At 68.1% G+C, this 17,134-nt stretch carries 14 protein-coding genes and 1 pseudogene; 10 read left to right on the forward strand and 5 right to left on the reverse strand.

Features of this window, described 5'->3' with window-relative positions:
* The 8 genes and pseudogenes from mdcE to putP all read left to right on the forward strand — a co-directional run bounded on the left by mdcE (position 1) and on the right by putP (position 10,983).
* Positions 1-729 carry a biotin-independent malonate decarboxylase subunit gamma gene (mdcE, locus tag J0W34_RS21250; protein WP_230970115.1) on the forward strand — a complete coding sequence of 243 codons (729 nt, stop codon included), beginning with the start codon at positions 1-3 and terminating at the stop codon, positions 727-729.
* The gene (gene mdcG / locus J0W34_RS21255) at positions 722-1,402 is read left to right on the forward strand and encodes a malonate decarboxylase holo-[acyl-carrier-protein] synthase (RefSeq protein WP_230970116.1); all 681 of its coding nucleotides are present in this window, start codon (positions 722-724) and stop codon (positions 1,400-1,402) included. The genes mdcE and mdcG overlap by 8 nt, the downstream gene beginning before the upstream one ends.
* Positions 1,356-2,231 (forward strand): triphosphoribosyl-dephospho-CoA synthase MdcB, encoded by an 876-nt coding sequence (gene mdcB, locus J0W34_RS21260; RefSeq protein WP_230970117.1) that lies wholly within the window; start codon positions 1,356-1,358, stop codon positions 2,229-2,231. Before mdcG ends, mdcB begins: the two co-directional genes overlap by 47 nt.
* Complete coding sequence (locus J0W34_RS21265) at positions 2,228-3,172, forward strand: ACP S-malonyltransferase (protein WP_230970118.1); 945 nt, start codon at positions 2,228-2,230, stop codon at positions 3,170-3,172. Before mdcB ends, J0W34_RS21265 begins: the two co-directional genes overlap by 4 nt.
* Positions 3,169-4,155, forward strand: a pseudogene (locus J0W34_RS21270) (bile acid:sodium symporter family protein). The gene J0W34_RS21265 and the pseudogene J0W34_RS21270 overlap by 4 nt, the downstream one beginning before the upstream one ends.
* A 314-nt stretch (positions 4,156-4,469) precedes the next feature.
* Positions 4,470-5,636: an MFS transporter gene (locus J0W34_RS21275; protein ID WP_230970119.1), complete on the forward strand. Its 1,167-nt coding sequence runs from the start codon at positions 4,470-4,472 to the stop codon at positions 5,634-5,636.
* A 172-nt stretch (positions 5,637-5,808) separates the two neighbouring features.
* On the forward strand, positions 5,809-9,474 hold the full coding sequence (gene putA / locus J0W34_RS21280) for a bifunctional proline dehydrogenase/L-glutamate gamma-semialdehyde dehydrogenase PutA (RefSeq protein ID WP_230970120.1): 3,666 nt from the start codon (positions 5,809-5,811) through the stop codon (positions 9,472-9,474).
* Positions 9,475-9,510: 36 nt separating this feature from the next.
* A complete protein-coding gene (gene putP / locus J0W34_RS21285; protein WP_230970121.1) occupies positions 9,511-10,983 on the forward strand; it encodes a sodium/proline symporter PutP in 1,473 nt (490 codons plus the stop codon).
* 85 nt (positions 10,984-11,068) lie between these two features.
* On the opposite strand, the gene J0W34_RS21290 is transcribed toward putP, so the two are convergent.
* The 4 genes from J0W34_RS21290 to J0W34_RS21305 form a co-directional block, all read right to left on the reverse strand.
* Entirely contained in the window at positions 11,069-11,530 is a 462-nt protein-coding gene (locus J0W34_RS21290) for a cupin domain-containing protein (RefSeq protein WP_227817483.1), read from the reverse strand.
* 129 nt (positions 11,531-11,659) lie between these two features.
* Positions 11,660-12,259, reverse strand: a complete 600-nt coding sequence (locus J0W34_RS21295; RefSeq protein WP_227817482.1) for a tyrosine-protein phosphatase — start codon at positions 12,257-12,259, stop codon at positions 11,660-11,662.
* Positions 12,241-13,404: an MGDG synthase family glycosyltransferase gene (locus J0W34_RS21300; RefSeq protein ID WP_230970122.1), complete on the reverse strand. Its 1,164-nt coding sequence runs from the start codon at positions 13,402-13,404 to the stop codon at positions 12,241-12,243. The genes J0W34_RS21295 and J0W34_RS21300 overlap by 19 nt, the downstream gene beginning before the upstream one ends.
* 114 nt (positions 13,405-13,518) lie before the next feature.
* Positions 13,519-14,187, reverse strand: a complete 669-nt coding sequence (locus tag J0W34_RS21305; protein ID WP_230971706.1) for an N-acetylmuramoyl-L-alanine amidase family protein — start codon at positions 14,185-14,187, stop codon at positions 13,519-13,521.
* A 162-nt stretch (positions 14,188-14,349) separates the two neighbouring features.
* Between J0W34_RS21305 and J0W34_RS21310 the strand changes: the two genes are divergently transcribed.
* Positions 14,350-14,595, forward strand: a complete 246-nt coding sequence (locus tag J0W34_RS21310) for a hypothetical protein (RefSeq protein WP_230970123.1) — start codon at positions 14,350-14,352, stop codon at positions 14,593-14,595.
* A 1,044-nt stretch (positions 14,596-15,639) separates the two neighbouring features.
* Entirely contained in the window at positions 15,640-16,560 is a 921-nt protein-coding gene (locus J0W34_RS21315; protein ID WP_230970124.1) for an endonuclease/exonuclease/phosphatase family protein, read from the forward strand.
* Here the strand turns inward: J0W34_RS21315 and J0W34_RS21320 are convergent.
* On the reverse strand, positions 16,549-17,115 hold the full coding sequence (locus J0W34_RS21320; RefSeq protein ID WP_227817478.1) for a hypothetical protein: 567 nt from the start codon (positions 17,113-17,115) through the stop codon (positions 16,549-16,551). The two genes, J0W34_RS21315 and J0W34_RS21320, sit on opposite strands and share 12 nt — an antisense overlap.
* Positions 17,116-17,134 lie beyond the last annotated feature (19 nt).

Consider the following 17,134-nt stretch of genomic DNA (forward strand, 5'->3'; position numbering starts at 1 on the left):
ATGTCTGACGCACGCCTTTTCGATGCCCTGTTCGGTGCCGGCCAGCACGAGGTCGTCATCGACGGCCACTTCGTCGCCGGCCCGGCCCGCCTGGGCAACACCCCGGTCGCCGTGATCGGCACCTGGGACACCGCCGCGGTGGACGGCGATCTAGCCCTGGCCATTGCCGGCGAGATCCTGCGTGTGGTCGAGGCCGATCAGGGTGCCACGCCGCGCCCGATCATCTTCATCGCCGACACCCAGGGCCAGGCCCTGTCGCGCCGCGAGGAGCTGCTCGGCCTCAACGGCTGCTTCGCCCATGTGGCACGCTGCGTGGATCTGGCCCGCCGCTCCGGTCACCCGACGCTGACCCTCATCCACGGCGAAGCCGTCTCCGGCGGCTTCCTCGCCTTCGGCATGCTGGCCGACCGGGTCATCGCGCTGCCCGAATCCCAGGTGCGCGTGATGGACCTGCGCGCCATGTCGCGGGTCACCAAGATCGAGCTCGAACGCCTGCAGACCCTCGCCAAAGCCTCGCCCGTTTTCGCCCCCGGCGCAGACAACTACTGGCGCATGGGCGCGGTGAGCACCCTGTGGGAAAGCACCGACGGTGACTGGCCCGACATGCTGGCCGAGGAACTGGCGCAGGCCCGCGACGTGGCCGGTCAGGACATCCGCGCCCGCACCGGCGCCGAGCGTGGTGGCCGCGATCTGGCCGACCCCGTGGCCCGCGAGGTGGCCGGTGGCTGAGATCCAGCCCCGCCGGCACGACCTCGTCTGGCTCGACCCCGAGGCGCTTGATGGCCTCGAGGTGAGCGCCGACGACCGTCCGCGGCTGGTCGACTGGCTGCAGCAGGCGCGCCCGCTGGTGACCGGCCGGCGCGAGCCGGGCGACGCCCGCCTGCGCCTGGGCTTCACGGTACCGGGCATGGGTGCGCGCCGACGGGTCGGCGTGATCGCACCCCGCGAGGCACGGGTGCGCCACACGCCACCGCCCTTGCTGACCGATCTGTGCGCCGCCGCACCCGTCTCCTGGTGCGCGACCCTGATCGATCTGGCCACCGACATGGCGGCAGCCGGCCACACGATTCGGGCCTATGGTTCGCTGGTCAATCAGCACCTCAGCGCTCAGCCTTGCCTGCGGCCCGACAGTGACCTCGACGTGCTGACGGACTGCACAGACCGCGCTCAGGCCATCGACGCCCTGCGCGTGCTCGATCGCTTCGGCGACGGCCATCCGCGCATCGATGGCGAGCTACGCATCGGCGGTTGGGCAGTGGCCTGGCGTGAGCTGGCTGGTGCCCTGGGCACGCAGCGCTCGGTGCTCACCAAATCCGATACCGCCGTACGCCTCATGTCGGTGGATGAATTCCTCGATGCAAGCCATGCAGATCAACGCACCCCTGACCCCCTCGCGGCCTGACACGGCCGTCTCCCTCAGCCCGGCCGCGCTCGACGCGGCCTGCTGTGCCGCGCTCAAGCACGAGGCCGATGCCTGGCCCAAACCCGGCCTGGTCACGCCCGTCGACTCCGGCAGCCACCGGGACATGAACTACGCCAGCTTCGTGGACAGCATCGCCGCCGTGCGCGGTTACTTCGCAGAGGTTGCCGAGGCCGGCGCGCGTGGGGCGACCTACGCCGAGCTGCAGCCCATCGCCATCGCCGCCGAAACCCGCATGCTGGCCGCCACCTATGGCGCCAACACCCATCGCGGGGCCATCTTCAACCTCGGTCTGCTGGCCGCCGCGGCCGCATGGCGGCAGGCAAACCCGGCCCATGGCAGGGCGCGTTGCGGCGATCTGGTCGCCCGCCTCTGGGGCCCGGCCATTCTGGCCTCGCGCAGTGCGGCGCCGTCCTCTCACGGGCAGGCGGTATGGGCTCAGTTTTCGGCCGGCGGCGCCCGTGCACAGGCAGCCGGCGGTTTTCCCGCGGTGTATCGCGTGGGGCTGCCCGCGTTACGTGCGCTGCTCGCCGACGGCATCGACGAGGAAGCGGCACTCATCGGCACGCTCATGGCCCTCATGGCGCGACTCGACGACACCAACCTGCTGTGGCGCGGCGGGGCCGCGGGTCTGGCCGATGTGCAATCGGCCGCCCATGCCTTCGAGCGCGACGGCGGTGTGCGCCACCCGGCCTGGCGCGACCGCCTCACCCACATGCACAGCTGGATGGTGCAACGGCACCTCAGCCCCGGCGGCAGTGCCGATCTGGTCGCGGCGGTGTGGCTGGTCCATCAGCTCGGTGACGCATGAGGCTGGCCATCCTGTGTTCCGGCCAGGCCGGCCAGCATCGCGAGATGCTCGACCCGGTGTTCGCGGCCCGTGATTGTGCCGACCTGTGCGACACCGCCTCCCGCCTGCTCGGTCGCCCGGTGGGCGACTGGTGGCGGGGTCTGGATGAGTCCGCCCTGTTTGCCAACGCCAACGCCCAGTTCGCCATTGCCCTGGTCCAGCTGGCGGCATGGCAGCGCATCTCGCCCCTGCTCGGCGGCGCGCCCACCGTGGTGGCCGGCTATTCGCTGGGCGAAGTGATTGCGTGGCATGTGGCCGGCGCGCTGAGCGCCGCCGACACCCTCAGCCTAGTGCGCGAGCGTGCCCACCTGATGGATGCCTGTGTGCCGCCCGGCCCGGCCGGCGCCGGCTGCATGGCGCTGTGGCGGGGCCGCACTCCGCCCACCCTGCGTCAGGCACGCACAGAGGCGATGACCCGACACGGCGTCACCATCGCCATCCATCGCCCCGGCGGCGATCTGGTCATTGGCGGATCGCCACAGGCCATGGATGCCTTCGTCGCCGAATCGAAGCTGGCGGCGGCCGATCTCAAGCGTCTGCCGGTGGAGATTCCGTCCCATACGGCCGCGCTGGCCAACGCCGTAGCCCCCTTCACCGACGCCCTGCGCCGGCACACCCTGCGCGACCCGATCTGCCCGGTGCTCGCCGGGATCGACGGCACCCCCCAGCGACGCGCCACCGATGCCCTCAACAGCCTGCCCCGCCAACTCGCCGAGCCCCTGCACTGGGACTGGTGCATGGAAACCCTCGGCGGGCTCGGCCTCGACGCGGCCATCGAACTGGGACCGGGCAACGACCTGGCCCGCCAGATCGAAACCGAAATGCCGGGCACGGTCGCGCGCTCGGTGGATGAATTTGCCCACCCCGACGACATCGCCCCCTGGCTGGACCTGCATTCATGACTCACCCCCCGGCGCGCTGGCGCCTGCCCATCGACGGGTTTCTCGCCACCATGCTGTCGGCCGTGGCGCTGGCACTGGCCTTCCCGTCCATTGGCCGCTCCGACGGACCGCTGCACCTGGGCATCGTCACCAACGTGGGCGTGGCCCTGGTGTTCCTGCTGCACGGGGCGAACCTGGCCACCGACAAGCTGGTGGCCGGCATGCGTCACTGGCGGCTGCACCTGTTCGTGCAGTAGTGTACCTTCGCGCTCTTTCCCCTCCTCGGGCTGGTGCTGGCCTGGGTGCTGGAGGGGCGCGTGGCGCCGGGGCTGATGGTGGGCCTGCTGTTCCTGTGCATGCTGCCCTCGACCATCTCGTCCTCCGTGGCCTTCACGGCCATGGCCGGCGGCAATGTGGCGGCGGCGGTGTTCAACGCCACGCTCTCCAACCTCATCGGCATCGTGCTCACGCCCCTGCTCATCAGTCAGGTGCTGCATGTGGCGGGCGAGGGGCTACCCATCGGCCGCGCCATCCTGGGCATCAGTGTGCAACTGCTTCTGCCCTTCATCCTCGGCCAGCTGTTGCGGCCCCATGTGCATGGCTGGATGGTGCGCCACAAGCACCTGACCCATAAGCTCGACCGGGGCGTGATCGTGCTCATCGTGTTCTGTTCCTTCAGCGATTCGGCCGCTGCCGGCATCTGGTCGGGGCAGGGCTGGATCGCCGTCATCGAGGCGCTGGCCGTGTGCGCCGGCCTGCTCGCGCTGGTGCTGTGGCTCACCCGACTGGCCGCCCGACGTATCGGCTTTGCGAAGGAAGACGAAATCGTGGCCGTATTCTGTGGCTCGAAAAAGAGCATCGCCAGCGGCATCCCCATCGCGCGACTGCTGTTCGGCGTGCGCCCCGACCTGGGCCTGATCCTGCTGCCGGCCCTGCTCTATCACCAGATCCAGCTGATGGCCTGCGCCGCGCTGGCGCGGCGTTACGCGCGGGTGTCGACGTAAGCCGGATGGCGCAGACGCTCATCCGTCCGACCGACCTCACCAAATCCGCACGGTCGAGTCGCCCTCGAAAGCGCCAATCGATAAACACCGGGGGCGGAAACACGGGCTTCGCTGTCTGAGCCCGCAGGGCGAGTTGGCGAAGCACGCCGCCGCCGGGGTTTGGCGGTTGGGCATCGCCGTCAGGCGACGCGATCGTGGGCCGTGCTTCTTTGCCTACTTTCTTGCACGAGCAAGAAAGTAGGGCGCCCGCCGGGGCGAAACCCGGCCTGCGTGCGACAGGCATCTACTTCGCACCTGTCGATATACTCGTGCCCATGCGCCTGCCTGTCGTCCCCACCATCGTCATCGCCCAGCTCTTCGGCACTTCGCTGTGGTTCTCCGCCAATGCCGCGGCCGCGGCACTGATGCGCGACTGGGGGATCGGCGCCGCCGAACTGGGGCTGCTGACCAATGCCGTGCAGCTGGGCTTCATCATCGGCACACTCACCTTCGCGCTCACCGGGCTGGCCGACCGCTTTGCGGCGAGCCGCATCTTCGCCGTGTGCGCGGTGCTCGGTGCCCTGGCCAACGCCGCGTTCGCGCTCTTTGCCGAGGGCATGAGCAGCGGGCTGGTGCTGCGCTTTGCGGTGGGCTTCAGTCTGGCCGGGGTCTATCCGCTGGGGATGAAGCTGATCGTGAGCTGGGTGCCCGAGCGCGCCGGCCATGCGCTGGCCCAGCTGGTGGGCATGCTCACCCTCGGGACAGCCTTGCCGCACGGGGTGCGCTTCGCCGGCGGGGACTGGCCCTGGCAAGCGGTGTTGCTGGCCGCCTCGACCCTCGCCGTGCTGGCGGCGATCATGATCTTTGCACTGGGCGACGGGCCACACCTGAAGCGCAAACCCGGTGCGCACCCGCTGCGCCTGGGCCGGGTGCTGACCGCCTTCACGATTCCCACCTTCCGGGCCTCGGCCTTCGGCTACTTCGGCCATCAATGGGAGCTGTACGCGATGTGGACGCTGGTGCCGCTGCTCATCGCCGGCTCCAGCCTCGCGGGCTTTGCCGCTTCAAGCGCGCTGAGCTTCGCCGTCATCGGCATCGGCGCCGTGGGCTGCATCGCGGGTGGCTTTGTGAGCCGACGCGCGGGCAGCGCCCCGGTCGCCGTCTTCGCCATGCTCGTCTCTGCCCTGTGCTGTGCGCTCTTTCCGTTCCTGAGTCATGCCGCGCCGGTCGTCGTCCTGGGGCTCATGCTGATCTGGGGCGCCAGCGTGGTGGCCGATTCGCCCCATTTCTCGGCGCTGTCGGCCAAGGCCTGCCCGCCCGAAATCGTCGGGAGCGCGCTGGCCCTGCAGAACGCGCTGGGGTTCGCGGTCACCATGGTGTCCATCGCCTGGGGGACCTCGGTGGTCGAGGCCTGGGGCGCCAAGGTGGCCTGGTTGCTGCTGCCCGGCCCGGTGCTCGGCGTGGTGGCCATGCTGCCACTGTTGCGGCGCCCCCGCGACTGACCGCTTCGGTGGCCGCTGAAGCGGCGTTTCAGCGGCCCCGCCAGCGGTGCCATATCAGCATCGGGTTATGCATCAGTCCTGATTAAATTCGCGATTCCCGGCAGACCTGCATAGACTGAAAGGACCCCCTCCACCTTGCGACGGCGCCATGACGAACGCCAGTGGGAGCTCCATGAAGGCAAAACAGACGATATTTTCGATGCTGCCGGCAGGCAGCGAGAGCCGGGCCGCAATCCGCGCCCGCTATGCCATTGACGAGGCCGAGGCCGTGCGCGATCTGGCGGCACGACTGGGCCTGCCGGCCGACCGGCGCCAGGGCGTGACGGCGCAGGCGGCACAGCTGATCCGCCAGGTCAGGGATGACACCGACCCGACGATGATGGAGGCCTTTCTCGACGAGTACGGCCTGTCGACGGAAGAGGGCGTGGGCCTGATGTGCCTGGCCGAGGCCTTGCTCCGGGTGCCCGACGCCGAGACCATCGACGACCTGATCGAGGACAAGATCGCCCCGTCCGACTGGAGCGCCCACCTCGGCCATTCCTTCTCGCCGCTGGTCAACGCCTCCACCTGGGCCCTGATGCTCACCGGGCGCATGCTCGACAGCGACCCTTCGCGCCCCGCCGCTGGCGCGCGCCGGCTCATCAAGCGGCTGGGCGAGCCGGTGGTCCGCACTGCGGTCGGCCGGGCGATGAAGATCATGGGGCAGCAGTTCGTCCTCGGTCAGACCATCGAGGAGGGCATCAAGCGGGCCGACAAGATGCGCGCACGCGGCTACACCTACTCCTACGACATGCTGGGCGAGGGCGCGCGCACCGAGGCCGATGCCCGGGCTTTCTACGACAGCTACGCCCACGCCATCCGGCAGATCGAAAAGGTCGCCCGGGCGGACGTGCGCGACAACGCCGGCATCTCGGTCAAGCTCTCGGCGCTCTCGGCCCGCTACCTGACCACGCACCGCCAGGCCATCGATGAAGAGGTCATCCCGCGTTGTCTGGCGCTGGCGCAGATGGCCGCCAAGGCCAAGGTCGGTTTCAACATCGACGCCGAGGAACAGGACCGGCTCGATGTGTCGCTCGACGTGGTCGACGCCGTGCTGGCGGACCCGAGCCTGGCCGGCTGGGACGGTTTCGGTGTGGTCGTGCAGGCCTACGGCAAGCGCGCACCGGCGGTGCTCGATCATCTGTACGCGCTGGCCGGGCGACTGGGGCGCCGCATCATGGTGCGCCTGGTCAAGGGCGCCTACTGGGATACCGAGATCAAGCTCGCACAGGAACTGGGCGCCGACGCCTTCCCGGTGTTCACCCGCAAGACCAACACCGACGTCTCCTACATGGCCTGCGCGAAGATGCTGCTGGACATGCGCGACCGGATCTACCCGCAGTTCGCCACCCACAACGCCCACACCTGCGCCGCCGTGCTCGACATGGCCGGCACCGATCGCGACAGCTTCGAGTTCCAGCGCCTGCACGGCATGGGCGAATCGCTGCACGAGATCATCCGCCAGCAGGCCGGCACGCGCTGCCGCATCTACGCGCCCTGCGGCCCGCACAAGGACCTGCTCGCCTATCTGGTGCGGCGCCTGCTGGAGAACGGGGCCAATTCGAGCTTCGTGAACCAGATCGTCAACACCGAGATCGCGCCCGAGACCATTGCCGCCGACCCGGTGGAACGGGCACTGGCGACCGAACCGATCCAGAACCCGGGCATCTGCCTGTCGCGCGACCTGTTCGCGCCCGAGCGCGTCAATTCCCGCGGATACCGGCTCGAGGAGCCCGCCGTCGCCGTGCCCCTGATCGAGGCACGTGACCGCTTTGCCGACACCCGATGGACGGCCCGGCCGGTGCTGGCCGGTGATGCGCCGCCCGCGGGCGTGGCCCGGCCGCTGCACTCACCCGCCGACGGCAGCCTTGTCGGGGAGGTGCATGAGGCCACTGCAGACGAGGTCGCTCACGCGCTGGATGCCGCCCAGGACGGCTTCGACCAGTGGTCGCGCACGCCGGTTGCCACCCGCGCGGCGACCCTGCGCCGGATCGCCGACCTGTACGAAGACCACATGGCCGAGTTCTGCGCCATTGCCACCCGCGAGGCGGGCAAGATCCTGTACGACGGAGTGGCCGAGGTGCGCGAAGCGGTCGATTTCCTGCGCTACTACGCGGCCGAGGCCGAGCGGCTGGACGCCGAGGACCCGGCCGAGGGGCGGGGCGTGTTCGTGTGCATCAGCCCGTGGAACTTCCCCCTGGCGATTTTCACCGGGCAGATCGCCGCGGCCCTGGCGGCCGGCAATGCGGTGCTGGCCAAGCCGGCCGAACAGACGCCGATCATCGCCACCCGGGCCGCGCAGCTGTTCCGCGAGGCGGGTGTGCCCCCGGCGGCCTTCCAGCTGCTGCCCGGCGACGGCCCGAGCGTAGGCGGCCCGCTCACGGCCGACCCGCGCATCGCCGGCGTCTGCTTTACCGGCTCGACCGCCACGGCGCAGCGCATCCACCAGACGCTGGCCGCCCATGCGCCGGCCAGCGCCGTGCTGATCGCCGAAACCGGCGGCCTCAACGCCATGATCGTGGACTCCACCGCCCTGCCCGAGCAGGCGGTGGACGACATCGTCGCCTCGTCCTTCCAGTCGGCCGGCCAGCGCTGCTCGGCGCTGCGCATGCTCTATGTGCAGGAGGACACCCGCGACCGGGTGGTGGACATGCTCATGGGCGCCATGGACACGCTGGTCACCGGCAATCCGTGGTCGATCGACACCGACGTGGCCCCGGTCATCGATGCCGAGGCGCAGGCCGACATCAGCGCCTATGTCGATGCGCAGGAAAAGCGCGGCCGTGTGCTCAAGCGCCTCGCCGCCCCCGAGGGCGGCACCTTCGTCGGCGCGGCGCTGGTCGCGGTCGATGGCATCGAGGACCTGGAACGCGAGATCTTCGGCCCGGTGCTGCATGTGGCCTCCTTCAAGGCCAGGGATATCGACAAGGTGGTCAGTGCCATCAACGACCGTGGCTTCGGGCTGACCTTCGGGCTGCACACCCGCATCGACGACCGCGTGCAGCAGATTGTCGACCGCATCCGCGTCGGCAACATCTACGTCAACCGCAACCAGATCGGCGCCATCGTCGGCAGCCAGCCCTTCGGCGGCGAGGGGCTCTCGGGCACCGGACCGAAGGCCGGCGGGCCGCACTATGTGAACCGCTTCCGCCGCACCGAAGCACCCGCGGCGCATCCGGCCCCCGAAGGCGCGCCGGTGTCGGCCCAAGCGCTGAGCACGGCCTTTGCGGACCTCGACGCACGCGCCTGGACGGCCCGGGTCGACCGGGTGCAGGTGCTGCGCCGGGCGCTCGACGGCACCGGGGCGGTGGTACGCCGCGCCGTCAATGCCGCCGCCAGTCTCGACAGCGGGCCGTTCCGTTTTCCCGGGCCGACCGGCGAATCGAACCGGATGATCATGCCGCCGAAGGGGCCGGTCCTCTGCCTCGGACCCCAGCTCGACACGGCCCTCGCCCAGGCCGCCCAGGCGCTTGCTGCCGGCTGCCCCGCGCTGGTCGTTGTGCCCGGGGCGACCGCGGCCATCGCCCCGCTGCTCAAGGCCGGCGTACCGGTCGCGGCGCTGGATGGCACCGTGCCGGCCGAGCTGCTGGCCACGGCAGACGGATTCGTGGCGGTGGCCGCTGCCGGCGATTCGGCATGGACGCGCGCCCTGCGCCAGGCCCTGGCCGGTCGTGAAGGGCGCATCGTGCAGCTCGAAACCGAGGTGATCTGCGCCGAGCGCTACTACGCCGAACGCCACGTGTGCATCGACACCACCGCTGCCGGAGGCAACACCAGCCTGCTCGCCGCAGAGGCCTAGCGGCCTCACCGACAACAGGAACACAAGGAAACGCTCATGCAAACCGGAGTCTGGATCAGCCTGACCGCCTATTTCGTCGCCATGCTCGGCATCGGCTTCTACGCCTACCGCAAGTCCACAGGCAACTCCGAGGAATACATGCTCGGCGGGCGCAACCTGCCACCCGCCGTGGCGGCCCTGTCGGCGGGCGCCTCCGACATGTCGGGCTGGCTGCTGCTCGGCCTGCCCGGCGCGCTCTACGCCGCCGGCCTGGTGCAGGCCTGGATCGGCATCGGCCTGTTCATCGGCGCGCTGATCAACTGGATCGTCGTCGCGCCACGCCTGCGCGAGCAGACCCAGCGCTATGACAACGCGCTGACGATTCCGGAATTCCTCGCCAACCGCTTCCCGACGCAGGCGGTCGCGCTGCGCATGGTGTCGGCGCTGATCGTGGTGGTTTTCTTCGCGGTCTACACCGCCTCGGGTCTGGTCGCCGGCGGCAAGCTCTATCTGACGGCCTTCAACGGCAGCTACCAGATGGGCGTCTGGCTCACGCTGGGCGTCGTGCTCGCCTACACCGTGGTCGGGGGCTTTCTGGCGGTCTGTCTCACCGACTTCGTGCAGGGCTGCATCATGATGCTGGCGCTCATCATCATGCCGGCGGTGGTGCTCTATGCGGGCGACGGCGGCGGCTTCACGCAGGCGGGTGAGACCCTGTCGGGGCTGCAGGGCTTCACGCTCTCGTGGTGGAGCAGCGACATGACCGTCATCGGATGGGTCTCCTTGATGGCCTGGGGGCTGGGTTATTTCGGCCAACCGCACATCATCGTGCGCTTCATGGCGGTGCGCAGCGTGCGCGAGGTGGCCACCGCGCGCAACATCGCCATGGCCTGGATGGCGATCTCGCTCATCGGCGCCATCGGTGTGGGGCTCTTCGGCCGCGCCTATGTGGAGCGCAACGGCATCACCCTGGCCGACCCGGAGACGATCTTCATCCTGCTGGCCGAAACGTTGTTCCCGGCGCTGGTCACGGGCTTCCTGTTCGCGGCCCTGCTCGCCGCGATCATGTCCACCGTCTCCAGCCAGCTGCTGGTGTCCTCCTCGTCACTGGCCGAAGACTTCTACCGGCTGCTGGTCAACAAGCAGGCCAGCGACCGGACCATCGTGAACGTCGGGCGTCTCGCCGTGGTGGCCGTGGGCCTCGTCGCCGCCATCATTGCCGGCAACCCGGACAGCGAAGTGCTCGGTCTGGTGAGCAACGCCTGGGCGGGCTTCGGCGCCGCCTTCGGGCCGCTGATGATCCTCTCACTGACCTGGCGACGCATGACCGGCCTGGGCGCCCTCGCCGGGCTCGTCACCGGCGCGGTGACGGTGATCGTGTGGATTGCGCTGGGCTGGGGGTCGAGCTTTCTCGGTGGCCCGGGGGTCTATGAAATCATCCCCGGCTTCATCCTCGCCACGCTGGCCATCGTGGGCGTCAGCCTCGCCACCCGTGCGAATGGCGAATTCCGGGAAATCACCGGGAGCTGAGCGGCGGCCGGCGGGCAGGCTCCGGGCGGGCCGATAGCGCCAACCTGCCCAACCAACCGCCACGCCGCCGGTCATGTCACGGTGTTCAGGCGCCGGCCACGCGTCCCTGAAGGTCGAACAGGGCATCCACCTCGGCCATGCCCAGCGCGCCGACCTGGGCGCCGGAGTCATCGAGAATGTCGAAGATGACGCCATCCGGCCCGCCACGGGTGCTGTAGAACACCACCGCGCCCGCGTCGCCACCGCCCTCGGTGTGGATGTCGCCGTCGGCGGGCGTGAAGGCGTACGCGCCAGCCGGGCGCGCGTCCTGCAACTGTCCGTCTTCGGCGTAGATCCGGTGTTCGCCCGCCATCACCACCATCAGGGTGTCGGCACGATGCCGGTGGAGGAAGATGCGCGAACCCGGCTCATAGTGCACGCAGAAGTCGGTGGTGCCGCGTTCGCGGTCCACGGCCATGATCGAGTAGGTGAAACCGGTGAAATCGGGCAGGGCGCGCCAATTGATGCGGTCGGCATTCAGGGCGCGACTCGGGGCAAGGGTGTTCATGCAAGACTCCGTGCGGGTTGAAAACCCCCACAGAATCGCCGCCCCGGCCCCGAAGGCACAGGGCATGCTGCCCACGGCCACGCGGGCATCACGCCTGCATGACCCGGGCATGGGCGCGGGTACGCCCCGTCAGTCGGCAGCGATCGAGTCCGGCTCGGTCACCGCATCGAGCTTGGCGCGGATGCTGTCCACATCCACCGTCTCCAGGTAGCTCGGGATGTTCTTCCAGATGCTGTGGTAGCCGTAGCCCCCGTTGAGCATTTCGTCGAGCGCCGCTTCGCGGGTCCATCCCTGCACCACCATGCGGTACATGGCGCTCACCAGCCCGGTGCGGTCGGCACCATGCTGGCAATGGAGCAGCACCGGCCCCCGCTGTTCGGCCTCGAGAATGGCGCGCAGCGCACGCACCACCTCGTCGTCATCGATGGCCCAGGTGAGCGTGGCCACCCGGACCGTGTCGATCCCCGTGCCACGCAGCAGACGCCGGTCGGAATGAAAGGCACGCAGGCTCACCACGGTACGGATACCCAGTGCCGTCAGCTGCGGCAGGTCGTCTTCATCGAGCCGGGCGCTGCGGTAGAACCGGGGTGCGACCTGAAACAGATTGAGTTCATCGTTGACCGGGCTCGCCCAGGTGGCGGGGCGTTCCGGCGCGTCAAGGGCCGCCCACAGGGGGCCGGCCGTGAGCGACAACGCGAGGGCGAGGGCATTCAGGAAAGGACGGAGCATGAGGCGCTCTCCTGGACAAAGGTGGGTGATAGAACGCGATCGACCACGGCCGCCGCAGCCCGGGGCCGGCCGAGCACGCGTGCCGCCTCGCTCATGCGGCCGAGCCGCACCGGATCGTCCATGAGTTGCTGCACGCGATAGGCGAGGGTGACCCCATCGACGGCCTTGAGTGCCGCGCCTGCTTCGAGCAGCAGATCGGCGTTGCGCTCTTCCTGCCCGGGGATGGGGGAATTGACGATCATCGGTCGGCCCATGGCCAGACATTCTGCGGTGGTCAGCCCGCCCGGTTTGGTGATGACCACGTCGGCGCAGGTCATCAGGCGCTCGACCTGGTGGGTGAAGCCCTGCACCGAGAGTCGGGCACCATAGGTCGGTTGCAGTGCATCGAGCCGTGCCTTGAGGGCGGCGTTCTTGCCCGTAAGCACGATCAGCTGAAGTGCCGGCACGGTTTCGAGCAGATGCACCGTCACTGCGTCGAGCGCCCCCAGCCCCTCGCCACCGCCCATGAGCAGGGCCGTCGGGCGTGCCGCCTCCAGGCCCAGTTCCACCATGCAGGTGCTCCGGTCAAGCCGTGTGGCGAAGGCCGGCATCAGGGGGATGCCGGTCACGTGGATGCGCGCCGGGTCGATGCCCAGGGCGGTGAGCCGGTGGGCGGCTTCATCGCTGGCGACGCCATAACCGCCCATGTCGGGCACGGCCCACATGCGATGCACGTCAAAGTCGGTCACCTGCAGCCAGATGGGGCAGCCCACCCGTCCCTTGCGGCGCTGGTGGAAGAGGATCTCGGCTGGCAGGAAATGGGTGCACACGATGGCGTCAGGCTGCCAGCCGTCGATCTCGGCTATCAGTTGCCGTGCGCTGAGGCGTTCCACGGCCCGGCGCAGGCGCTGACCCGGGCTGTCGGGCGGGGTGCAGTTGCTCAGGTCGTACAGATATCGCCACACCGAAGGCGCCATGCCGATGAGGCGCAGGTAGACATCGGTGTACAGGGTGCGAAAGCTGCTGCTCACGAAGTCCATGACGTCCAGGTGACGCACCTGGACGCTGTCGCCCCGGAGTGCCACCGCCGCCTCAATGGCCTCGGCGGCACGGCGATGGCCTGCGCCGGCAGACACGCTGAGCAGGAGAAGTCGTTGGCCGGTCATGTGTAACGGTGTCCGTGTCGCCCGAAAAGGTGCCCAGCATATCAGCGCTGATGTTCAACATGCCATATTCATGAAGCGTGAAACACATTTCGACGCGACCCGCGTCGGGCGACACTAGGGCAGTCGCATCACCTGCAGGCAGGCGGCAATGCCGGTGGCGATGCCGTCGGCCATGCGCCGCTGGTAGGCCGGATCGCGCAGTTGCAACTCTTCGGCCCGGTTCTTGATCACGCCGGCTTCGAAGAGCACCGCCGGCACCTCAGTGCGGTAGAGCACCACCAGATTGTCGTACCAGTGCACCGTATTGGCCTGATCGGCCCAAGTACGGCGGCGGGCGTTCTTGTCGGTAGGCACGAATCCCATGCGCTGCAGGCGCGCGCCGATCACCGAGGCACAGGTGAGACTGGCATCGGGGTAGGGGTTGTCGTGCGAGACAAACAGGGAGTGACCCGCAAACGCGTCGTTGTAATCGCGCGCCTTGCCCTGCCAGGTCCACGGCTTGAGTTCATGCTCGCTCACCGAATCGTGATGAATGGAGATGAACAGATCGGCCCCGGGCACGGCCTTGGGCCGGTCACGCAATGAGGCAATCCTTCCGTCGTCATTCACCAGGTGCGCAGCAATGCCACGACTCATCAAGGCCGCCGACACTTCCCTGGCCAGATCGCGGTTGAATTCGAACTCCATCCGCCCACGGGCGCTGGTGGCGCCGCCCGCCGCCAGGGTATGACCCACGTCGACCGCCACCACCGGTGCGGCAATGAGCGGAGCACTCGCCAGCATCAGGGCCCAGGCGGCACACACCTGCCCAGCTAAACAGCCTGCTTTCACGCGGGTTTCACTCCTGCTCCCTGTTGATCGCCACGCAAATACGTGTGACTCAAGCCGTGCCCGAAGGTCCGCCTGATCATCTCAACTCCGTTCATTCCGTACCATGGACCGATTATGGTCCAGGAAGCGCCGTCAAAGCCCCCACCACATGATCGGGCAACGATCCTGATTGTCGATGACGTGCCCGACATCGTGGTCACCATCGGCCGGGTGCTTCGCGACTACCAGTCGCGTGCGGCCACCTCGGGCGCAGACACGCTCGATTGGGTTCTGCACAGTCGCGTCGATCTGATGCACCTGGATGCGAGCCTCCAGCGTGACACACCCCATTCCCTCTGTGGTGCCGAGTCGTCCGAATGATCGGCGGAAAAAGTGGCTTCGCTGTCTGAGCCTGAAGGGCGAGTTGGCGAAGTCACCTGCTGAGCAGTCGGGCGGCGAGGGGAGCCCGCAGGGCCACGAAATCAGGACGCGCTTCAGGGCGAAAACAGAATGGAATGGTGTTTCGACTCAGCACTGAACTGATGGGTGAGGCCGTTCAGGTATGAACCGACATTGGCCGGGTTTCGCCCCGGCGGGCGCCTCACTTTCTTGCTTGTGCAAGAAAGTAAGCAAAGAAGCACAGCCCACGGTCGCGTCGCCTGACGGCGATCCCCAATCGACAAACCCCGGCAGCGGCGTGCTTCGCCAACTCGCCCTGCGGGCTCAGACAGCGAAGCCCGTTTCTCCGCCCCCGGGGTTCGTCGATTGGCGCTCTCGAGGGCGGAGCGGGCGTGCCATCGTGGTGGGGCCGTAGCCCGGCCGAGCGCAGCGACGCCAGGAACAACGTCTTGCATAAGAACAAGGTCTCCGTCCGGCACTTTCAATCCCTCTGTCGTGCCGAGTCGTCCGGACGACCGGCAGAAAAAGCGGTTTCGCTGTCTGAGCCCCGCAGGGGCGAGTTTGCGAAACCGCCCGCCGGGCGTTCGGGCAGCGAGGGCAGCCCGAAGGGCCACGAAAAGCGGGATGCGTCTCTTTGCCTACTTTCTTGCGCGTCAAGAAAGTAGGTCGCCCCTCAGGGCGAAACCAGCAGCGAAACAAGAATGGAATGGTGTCCCGACTCAGGCGCGATCTGATGCGTGAGGTCGTTCAGGCACGAACCGCCATTGGCCGGGTTTCGCCCCGCCGGGCGCGGCCATTCACCGCAATGCTGACACCCGACGGGCCGGATAACCCGTCTTGAATAAGACCGGACTTCAAGCTCGAGACACCCGACACCACACCGTATTTGCATCCCTCCTGCGGGTCTGCCACATTGCCTGCTCAACAATAATTCACCACCATCCCGACGCCATCGTGAGCACCGACACCCCTTCTCCGCCGCCTGATCTGCCACCGCATCGGCCACGTTATCGGCGTCTGCGCTTGATGTTTCTCATCGCAATGCTCGGCATTACCACGCCGTGGATCAGCCGGCTCACGGTCGACATGCCCAGGGTGGGCTGGTTGAGCGATCTGGGCAGCCACTGGCAGTGGTTCTTTGTGCCCGCAGCCATGTTCACCGGCATCTTTGCGTGGCGCGGGCTGGCAAGAATCGTGGCCCTGCTCGCCCTCGGGGCCGGGCTCTACGGCCTGTGGGTAGTGATGCCGCCACTGGCGGCCAAGGCGGAAGCGGAGGACGCGCCCACCCTCCGCGTGGTCACCGCCAACGTGATGTACACCACGGGCGATCCGGTGGGCGTGATGGAATGGGCGCTCAGCCAGCGGGCGGACATCATCCTGCTGCAGGAAGTGAACGGAAAATTCGCGCAGACGCTCGAAACCATGACCACCGGCTTCCCGCATCGTCATCTGCTGGCCCGCGACGACCCCTTCGGTATCGGCATCGTGTCCCGCTACCCCTTGAGTCACAGCGCCGTCGTCACCGGGCCGGGTGGCATCCCCATGCTCGAAGCCACCGTCGACACGCCCGATGGCGCCGTGCCGGTGCTGGTCGTCCACCCCTTTCCACCGCTGACCGAGGTTGCCCATCGTGAGCGCGCCGAGCTGATTCACCTTGTGGATACCCGCGCCGGGAAGACGCCGACACTGATCGTGGGCGGCGATTTCAATGCCACGCCGTGGTCATCGGCCTTCAACGGCGTCCGCCACCTGGGCATCGCCAGCCGCGGGCTGCCGACCTGGCGGGAAGTCCTGCCGATCGACCATGTGATGGTCGGGTCGGGCTGGGCGCTGAGGATGGCTGATCGAGGCCCGGCCAACTGGTCCGACCACCGGCCCTTGGTGGTGGAACTGGCACGCCGGTCTGCAGGTCGTCACGACGACAACAACGCCGCTTCACGGCAATAGCTGGCTCGGCACGGCACTCGCGTCTGTCGGGCGCTCGCGACCCGGCGCTGACGCCAGGCGTGTATTGACCTGCCGGACAAAGCGCCAGTGCACGGCCCAGAGGATGATGGCGATCAGGCTGGCCGTTTTTCCGATCATGCCGGGTGCCAGCGACACAATCTGCGCCACGCACCACCCGATCCCTGAAAACAGCCCGTTACCTCGAAGGTCGTTCAACTGTGGGTTGGCCGCCGCTTCCCGTTCGATGGAGCGAGCGACGTTGTGGACGATGAAGAAGTCTTCAACAAAGTTGTAGGGGATCAGGAACATCAGCCAGACCGAGCCCGGGGCGGCCGCACGGCGCTCGGGTGACACCAGTGCCAGCGTGCGTGAGAGATCCCGACAATAGAAGTAAACGAAAACTAGAAAGACCGCGAACAGCGCAACGGCGCCGCCAACACCGAGCATCTCGAGTTCTTCGAGGAAGCCGCTTCCGTACTGCGGGTAGATGAACGGCAGGGAAAACGCCAGCACCACCAGACAGGTGAGGCACATTTTGAGGCTCAACAGTTTCATGGCGCTCTCGATGGACAAA

The organism is Nitrogeniibacter aestuarii (genome assembly GCF_017309585.1).
GTDB lineage: Bacteria > Pseudomonadota > Gammaproteobacteria > Burkholderiales > Rhodocyclaceae > Nitrogeniibacter > Nitrogeniibacter aestuarii.